Origin of the sequence: Sphingorhabdus sp. (assembly GCF_029865925.1) — a bacterium.
GTDB lineage: Bacteria > Pseudomonadota > Alphaproteobacteria > Sphingomonadales > Sphingomonadaceae > Sphingorhabdus_B.
Genome location: NZ_JARXAI010000063.1, coordinates 1 through 6,865 on the forward strand (window position 1 = coordinate 1; position 6,865 = coordinate 6,865).

Annotated in this window: 5 protein-coding genes; 3 read left to right on the forward strand and 2 right to left on the reverse strand. The window is 55.1% G+C overall.

Features of this window, described 5'->3' with window-relative positions; all coding sequences use genetic code 11:
• Positions 1-182 precede the first annotated feature (182 nt).
• The 3 genes from QE270_RS06330 (at position 183) to QE270_RS06340 (ending at position 5,167) form a co-directional block, all read left to right on the forward strand.
• Positions 183-2,825 (forward strand): ribonuclease E/G, encoded by a 2,643-nt coding sequence (locus QE270_RS06330; RefSeq protein WP_300036834.1) that lies wholly within the window; start codon positions 183-185, stop codon positions 2,823-2,825.
• 109 nt (positions 2,826-2,934) lie between these two features.
• A complete protein-coding gene (locus QE270_RS06335) occupies positions 2,935-4,302 on the forward strand; it encodes a M48 family metalloprotease (RefSeq protein ID WP_300036837.1) in 1,368 nt (455 codons plus the stop codon).
• Between the two features lie 40 nt (positions 4,303-4,342).
• Positions 4,343-5,167 (forward strand): DsbA family protein, encoded by an 825-nt coding sequence (locus QE270_RS06340; protein WP_300036840.1) that lies wholly within the window; start codon positions 4,343-4,345, stop codon positions 5,165-5,167.
• On the opposite strand, the gene QE270_RS06345 is transcribed toward QE270_RS06340, so the two are convergent.
• On the reverse strand, positions 5,168-5,854 hold the full coding sequence (locus QE270_RS06345) for an RlmE family RNA methyltransferase (RefSeq protein ID WP_300036844.1): 687 nt from the start codon (positions 5,852-5,854) through the stop codon (positions 5,168-5,170). It abuts the gene before it with no gap.
• Between the two features lie 3 nt (positions 5,855-5,857).
• On the reverse strand, positions 5,858-6,865 hold a 1,008-nt coding region (locus QE270_RS06350; RefSeq protein ID WP_300036847.1), incomplete at its 5' end, for a Ppx/GppA phosphatase family protein.

Below are 6,865 nucleotides of genomic sequence, written 5' to 3' on the forward strand. Positions count from 1 at the left end.
GGTTGGAAATCAAGCGCGCGCGATACACGCCCGCCATGCACAAGCAGCAGACGCAATTCTTTCATTTCCACCATATCGCTTTGCCGACAGGAACGCTGTGCGTCCTGCCTGGCAATGCATCAACAATGAAGCGAGCGGCCTTTGGCTGACAACCGGATGCCAGCCTCGCTGGAGTAAATTACATGACAACGCGTATGCTTATCGACGCGCGTCACCGGGAGGAAACCCGGGTCGCAGTCGTAACAGGAAACCAGATTGAGGAATTTGATTTTGAATCGGCCGAGCACAAGCAGCTCAAAGGCAATATCTACCTCGCAAAAGTAACCAGGGTTGAACCGTCGCTTCAGGCGGCTTTTGTCGATTATGGCGGCAACCGTCATGGGTTTTTGGCTTTTGCCGAAATCCACCCTGACTATTACCAAATCCCAAGGGAAGACCGTGACCGATTGTTGGCTGAGGAAGCAGAGGCTGCTGCGGAAGAAGCTGCTTTGCGTGAGCAGGAAGAAGAGGAAAGCGATGAGCCTTCCGACATCATGCAGGGCTCTGCCGAACGCGACGACGATGTAAACGATTTTATTGAAGTCGACAGCGACGACAGCGTCGACACCATAGACATGACAGAGGGTGAAGAACCCGACCTGAATAGCAATGGTGATGATTTAGACGAAAACGAAGGCGGCGATAATGGCGGCGACAATGGTCGCAATAACCGCCGCCGCCGTGGACGCGGAAGCCGCAACGGGGAAAGTCGCGCACCAAAGGCAAGCGACGAGGTGCGCGCAAAGCGCATGAACTTGCGGCGCCGTTACAAGATCCAGGACGTTATCCATCGTCGTCAGGTTTTGCTGGTTCAGGTTGTTAAAGAAGAACGCGGTAATAAGGGCGCTGCACTCACAACTTATTTGAGCCTTGCAGGCCGTTATTGCGTATTAATGCCAAACACGTCGCATGGTGGTGGCATTAGCCGAAAAATCCACAGCGCTACCGACCGTAAGCGTTTGAAGTCCATTGTTTCGGACCTCACATTACCCAATACTATGGGCTGCATCATCCGGACCGCTGGGCTTGCCCGGACGAAGCCTGAAATCAAGCGTGACTTTGATTATTTGGCGCGCCTTTGGGACGAAATTCGAGAACGTACGCTCCGCGGTGCAGCGCCAATGCTGATCCACACCGACAGCGACCTGATCAAACGCGCCATCCGCGATATTTATAACAAAGATATTGACGAAGTCTTTGTTGAAGGGCCGGATGGTTACAAGGCCGCGAAAGATTTCATGAGATTGCTGATGCCAAGCCACGCCAAGCGTGTGCAGCATTATGCCGATCTAGTACCGTTGTTTCAGCGCTACCATGTCGAGGATCAGCAGAATGCTATGTATCAGCCGATCGTCCAGTTGAAATCAGGTGGCTATATTGTCATCAACCCGACCGAAGCGTTGGTATCAATCGACATCAACTCAGGCCGTTCGACCAAAGAACATGGCATTGAACAGACGGCGCTTTCGACAAACTTAGAAGCCGCGCGCGAGATTGCCCGCCAACTGCGTTTGCGCGACATGGCTGGCCTTGTTGTCATCGACTTTATCGACATGGAGCATCATTCAAACGCGCGCAAAGTCGAGCGCGCAATGAAAGAAGCGTTGAAACACGACCGCGCCCGTATTCAGGTCGGCCGCATTTCCAGCTTTGGCCTCATGGAGATGAGCCGTCAGCGTCTACGCACTGGTGTGCTTGAAGCATCAACCCGCGAATGTCCACATTGTGAGGGCACTGGTCTTGTGCGCACAGCATCGTCCGCCGCGTTGTCCGCATTACGGCTTATCGAAGAAGAAGCCGCAAAGGGTAATGGCAGCCAGATCGTTCTGCAAGCTAGCCAAGAGGCAACAATATATTGCCTCAACAACAAACGTGCAGAACTCGCAGCGATTGAAGATCGCTACCATGTCCGCGTTCTGATCGTCCCCAATGGCGAGACCGAGGGCGCAAAGCTTGCGGTTTCAAGCTCCGGCCCACGTCCAGAGCGTCCTGTCGAATTACCGCCTATTATTGATCTCGACGATGACGATATCGAAGATGAAATCGACGATTTCGACGACGAAGTTGATGAAGTTGAAGAAACCGCCCGCGAACCGCGCCGTGCCCGCGAGGAGCGTCCACGCGAAGAAGGTGAAGGCGGCGAAGGTCGCAAGCGCAAGCGTCGCCGTGGCCGCCGTGGTGGCAAGGGACGCGAGCGTGGTGGACGGCCTGAAGGCGAAGATGCAGTTGCCGGCGAAAACGAGGCTACGTCGGAACGTCCTGAAAGCGATGCCGCAGTCGAAGCACCCGAAGCGGATGCAGAAGCCAAGCCAAAAGCACGTCGCGGACGTCGCGGCGGCAGAGGTCGCGACCTTCAGGAAGCAGGCCTAGACACAGCAGCCGAAGCTTCAGCACCTACCGAAACGGAAATGTTAGCGGTTCCGGTCGAAGTAAGCGAAGAGGCAGACCCGAAGCCAAAGCGCCGTAGCCGTGCGGAGCCGAAGGCAGAAACTGTTGCGGATGAGGCAGAGGAAAAAGCTCCCACTGCCGATATACCAGTTGCTACCGATGATGCGCCTGTCGCAAAGGCAAAGGCGCCAGCCAAGTCACGCGCTAAGGCAAAGGACAAGGCACCGGCAATAGCTGAAGCTGCAACCCAGGAAATTGCCGAGGCGCCAAAGGCGAAAGTCCCTCGCAAGAAAGTCGTTGCAAAGGGTGCGATGCAAGACATAGCATCCACGGATGCAGAGGGCGTCAATGAGGACGGTACGCCACGCACTGGATGGTGGCAGCGCACATTCGGATAAGAAGCAGCAAAACTGAAAACAACATAGCCCCGCTGGTCATCGACTGGAGGGGCTTTGTTTATAAAACTTCTTCATTGCGCGTTCATCAAGATCGGGCCATTCATCGCATATGAGCATCACCGTGTTTCGCGCCATCCGTACGTCGTTCATTCTGTTTTTAGCCATGTTGGTTTCGGCGCGACCGGTGATGGCACAGTCAATCTTGCGCGACGCAGAAACTGAAGCATTTTTCGACGAAATTTCGGCGCCCTTGATCGCAGCGGCAGGTCTTGATCCCAACAATGTCGAAATCATCCTCATCAATGACAAATCCATTAATGCGTTCGTAGCCGGCGGCCAAGCTGTCTACATCCACAGCGGCTTAATCGATGCCGCAACCTCCGCGAACGAAGTACAAGGCGTGATCGCACATGAGCTTGGACACGTCGTGGGAGGTCACGCCGTCCGTTATGACGAAGGCGCCTCTGTGGCTAGCGGCATCAGCATCGCTAGCCTTATACTTGCGGCAGCCGCTATTGCGGCGGGGGCCGGTGAGGCTGGTATGGGCATTTTATCGGCGGGTCAGCAAGCCGCTATGGGGAAGTTCCTAGCCTTCAGCCGCGGACAAGAGGGTACAGCCGACGCGGCGGGCGCGCAGTATCTTTCCAAGGCTGGCATATCGGGTCGCGGCTCCATTATTTTTTTTAAGAAGCTCCAGAATTTTGAATTCCGTCTCGGCATTCCCCAAGAGGACAGCTACGGGCGGACTCACCCTTTGTCAGGCGAGCGCATTGCAGTTCTTCAGGACACATACTCGGTTGATCCTGCATGGAGCGCGCCGTTAAGCCCGAAATGGGAGAGTGATTTTAAACGCATTAAGGCCAAGCTCACAGGTTATCTAGCTGATCCCACTGCCACACTGCGTGACTATCCGGAAACTGACAAGTCGGTCCCCGCCCGATATGCACGGGCTTATGCATGGCACAAATCAGCCTATCCGCAAAAGGCATTAGATGAATCTTCGACCCTTGTCGTTTCCGCACCCGACGACCCATATTTCTTGGAACTATATGGACAAATCTTGTTGGAATCGGGTCACCCAGCTGAAGCGATTATTCCTTTACGCAAGGCGGTAAGTCTTACAGGTAACCAACCATTGATTGCGGCAATATTCGGCCATGCATTGATTGCGACCGACGATAAGGCACAGTTGGATGAGGCTGCGCAGGTGTTGAAAGCAGCGGTAACCAAGGATAACCAAAATCCCTTCGCTTGGTATCAACTTGGCGTTGTCTATGAACAAAAAGGCGATACCGCGCGCGCCGCCCTCGCCAGCGCCGAACGCTATTTGATGGAAGGCGCGCCGCAACTTGCATTGCCCAACGCGCAAACCGCCATGGCGGGATTGCCGGAATATTCGCCAGACTGGATCCGCGCTCAGGATATCAACATGGTGGCTGAAGCAAAGCTTGCGTCCTTGAAGAAGGGACGTCGTTAAAATGCTAGCCGAATGCCTGCGTTGCGGCTAATCAACGCCCATGAAAGAACACGCACAAAACCACCGGATCATTATCGCCACTGTCGTTGCGGGTTTGATCATACTGGCTATGTTAGCAGCCTATATTTTTTGGCCACCCCCTGCCGAAGATCGCGCTTTAAATGCCACACCAACCTCGGAGAGCGCAACCAAATCTGCGGATGCAGCTGTGTCTGCTGCAGGCATGTCCCCCGCGGACCGCAAGGCAACTGAGGCACTGGTGAAGGCCTATATCCTCGAAAATCCCGAAATTATCACCGACGCCATTGCCATTTTACAGCAGCGTGAAGTTACAGAGCGGCTGTCTGCGGCCGGAAATGAAATCGCTACCCCCTTCCCTGGCGCGGAGGCAGGCAATCCCAAGGGTGACGTGACGATTGTCGAGTTTACTGACTATAACTGCGGTTTCTGCCGGGCGAGTCTGCCAGACATGCAACGCTTGCTAAAGAGCGATGGCAATATCCGCCTTGTCTATCGCGAATTGCCTATTCTAAGCCAAACGAGCCGCACTGCCGCATTGTGGGCACTCGCCGCTGCACGTCAGGGCAAACACAAGGCATTTCACGATGCGCTGTTTGCCCTTGGGCGGGCGGATGAACCCAACATAGCCGCAGCAGCGCAGACCGCAGGACTAAATATCACCGCGGCCCGCAGCTTCGCGGCCTCGCCACAAGCCAATCAAGAAATTGAACGTAATCTTAGTTTGATGCACCAGATCGGCTTCAATGGCACACCAACCTTTATCATTGGCGATCAGATATTAGAGGGCGCGCTGGGGTATGAAGCGTTGCAGAGCGCCATCGAAAAGGCGCGCGCGAAAAGCTGATTAGCCCTTTTTGCCTTGGGCAATCACATACCATTCCACCGAGCCCTTGCGGCTGGCTGGCGGCTTTGCGTGTTTAACTGTTGTAAAGTTCGATTTGAGGATACTCAGCATCGCCGGATCGGTGCCACCAGCAAATACCTTCGCAACAAAATCGCCCCCAGGCATAAGCACTTTGACTGCAAAATCCACCGCTGCCTCGACCAGACCCATGGTGCGCAGATGGTCTGTCTGCTTATGCCCAACCGTATTCGCGGCCATGTCTGATAATATCAAGTCCGGCGCGCTCCCAAGCTCGGCAATGAGCTTATCAGGCGCGCTATCGTGCATAAAATCCATCTCGAGCAGAACCACACCCTCAAGCGGGTCGACGGGCAACAAATCGATGCCAACAATCGCTGCCTTTGGCTGCTGTCTGCGTACAACCTGCGCCCAGCCGCCAGGCGCAACGCCCAAATCGACAATGGCCCTTTTACCGCGCAAAATATGAAATTTTTCGTCGAGCTCGACCAACTTATACGCCGCTCTGCTGCGATAGCCTTCGCCATGCGCGCGTTTGACATAGGGGTCATTCAATTGACGCTCAAGCCAGCGTGTCGACCCGGCCGTCCGGCGCTTTGCGGTCTTGACCTTTTGTTTTCCGGCCAGTGTCCGGCCTGAATTTTTACCACCAAAAAGATTGTCTGCCATGCTTCAATTCCGCCGATTACGGCGATTGGCGTCGCTGGCCATCAGCGCGCGCAATATACCCTCGCGAATGCCGCGATCAGCAACGCCCAGCCGTTCACCGGGCCATATGTCGAAAATAGATTCAAGTATCGCACAACCGGCCACTACCAAATCGGCACGTTCATGGCCAATGGTTGGAAACTCTGCGCGCCCTTTAACATTGCGATGGGCAAGTTCTTGGCTAATGTCCCGCATCGCAGAAGTCGGGAGATGCAGCCCGTCCACGGCCCGCCTGTCGTAACTGTTGAGTTTCAAATAGACGCTGGCCAACGTGGTGACTGTACCCGAAGTACCTAATAAGCGGCGGTCTCCGCCCTCGTCGGGAAGACGGGCCGCGAAATCAGCGAAGCTTTGCATAACTTTATCGCGCATCACTTGGTAACTTGCCTTTAATTGCTCCGGGCTGTCGCCCTCTACCCGTTCGCTTTCGGTGAGCGAAACCACACCCCATGGGACGCTCACCCAATCCAGAATTTCGGGCATGGGACCGCTCGTCGACACAAGCACCAATTCCGTAGAGCCGCCGCCGATGTCAAATATAAGGGCGGGCCCATCACCGTTTTCAAGCAACACGTGGCAGCCCATCATCGCCAACCGGGCCTCTTCCTTCGGGCTGATGATATCGAGGTGAATACCGGTCTCGCGCTTAACCCGTTCGATGAATTGCGCTCCGTTCGCCGCCTGACGACAGGCTTCAGTTGCCACGGATCGGGCGAGCACGACGTTACGTTTCTTTAACTTCTCGGCGCATACCGATAGTGCTTCGACCGCGCGGTCCATCGCCTCATCACTCATGCGACCAGTTGATGTGAGCCCCTCACCCAAACGGACAACGCGCGAATAAGCATCCACCACTGTAAAATCGTCGCCACCTGCCCGCGCGATGAGCAACCGGCAATTATTGGTGCCAAGGTCAAGCGCGGCATAGGCGTTGCGCTCAAGCCAATTGTGCCGCGAAGCTGCCTGTTCGCC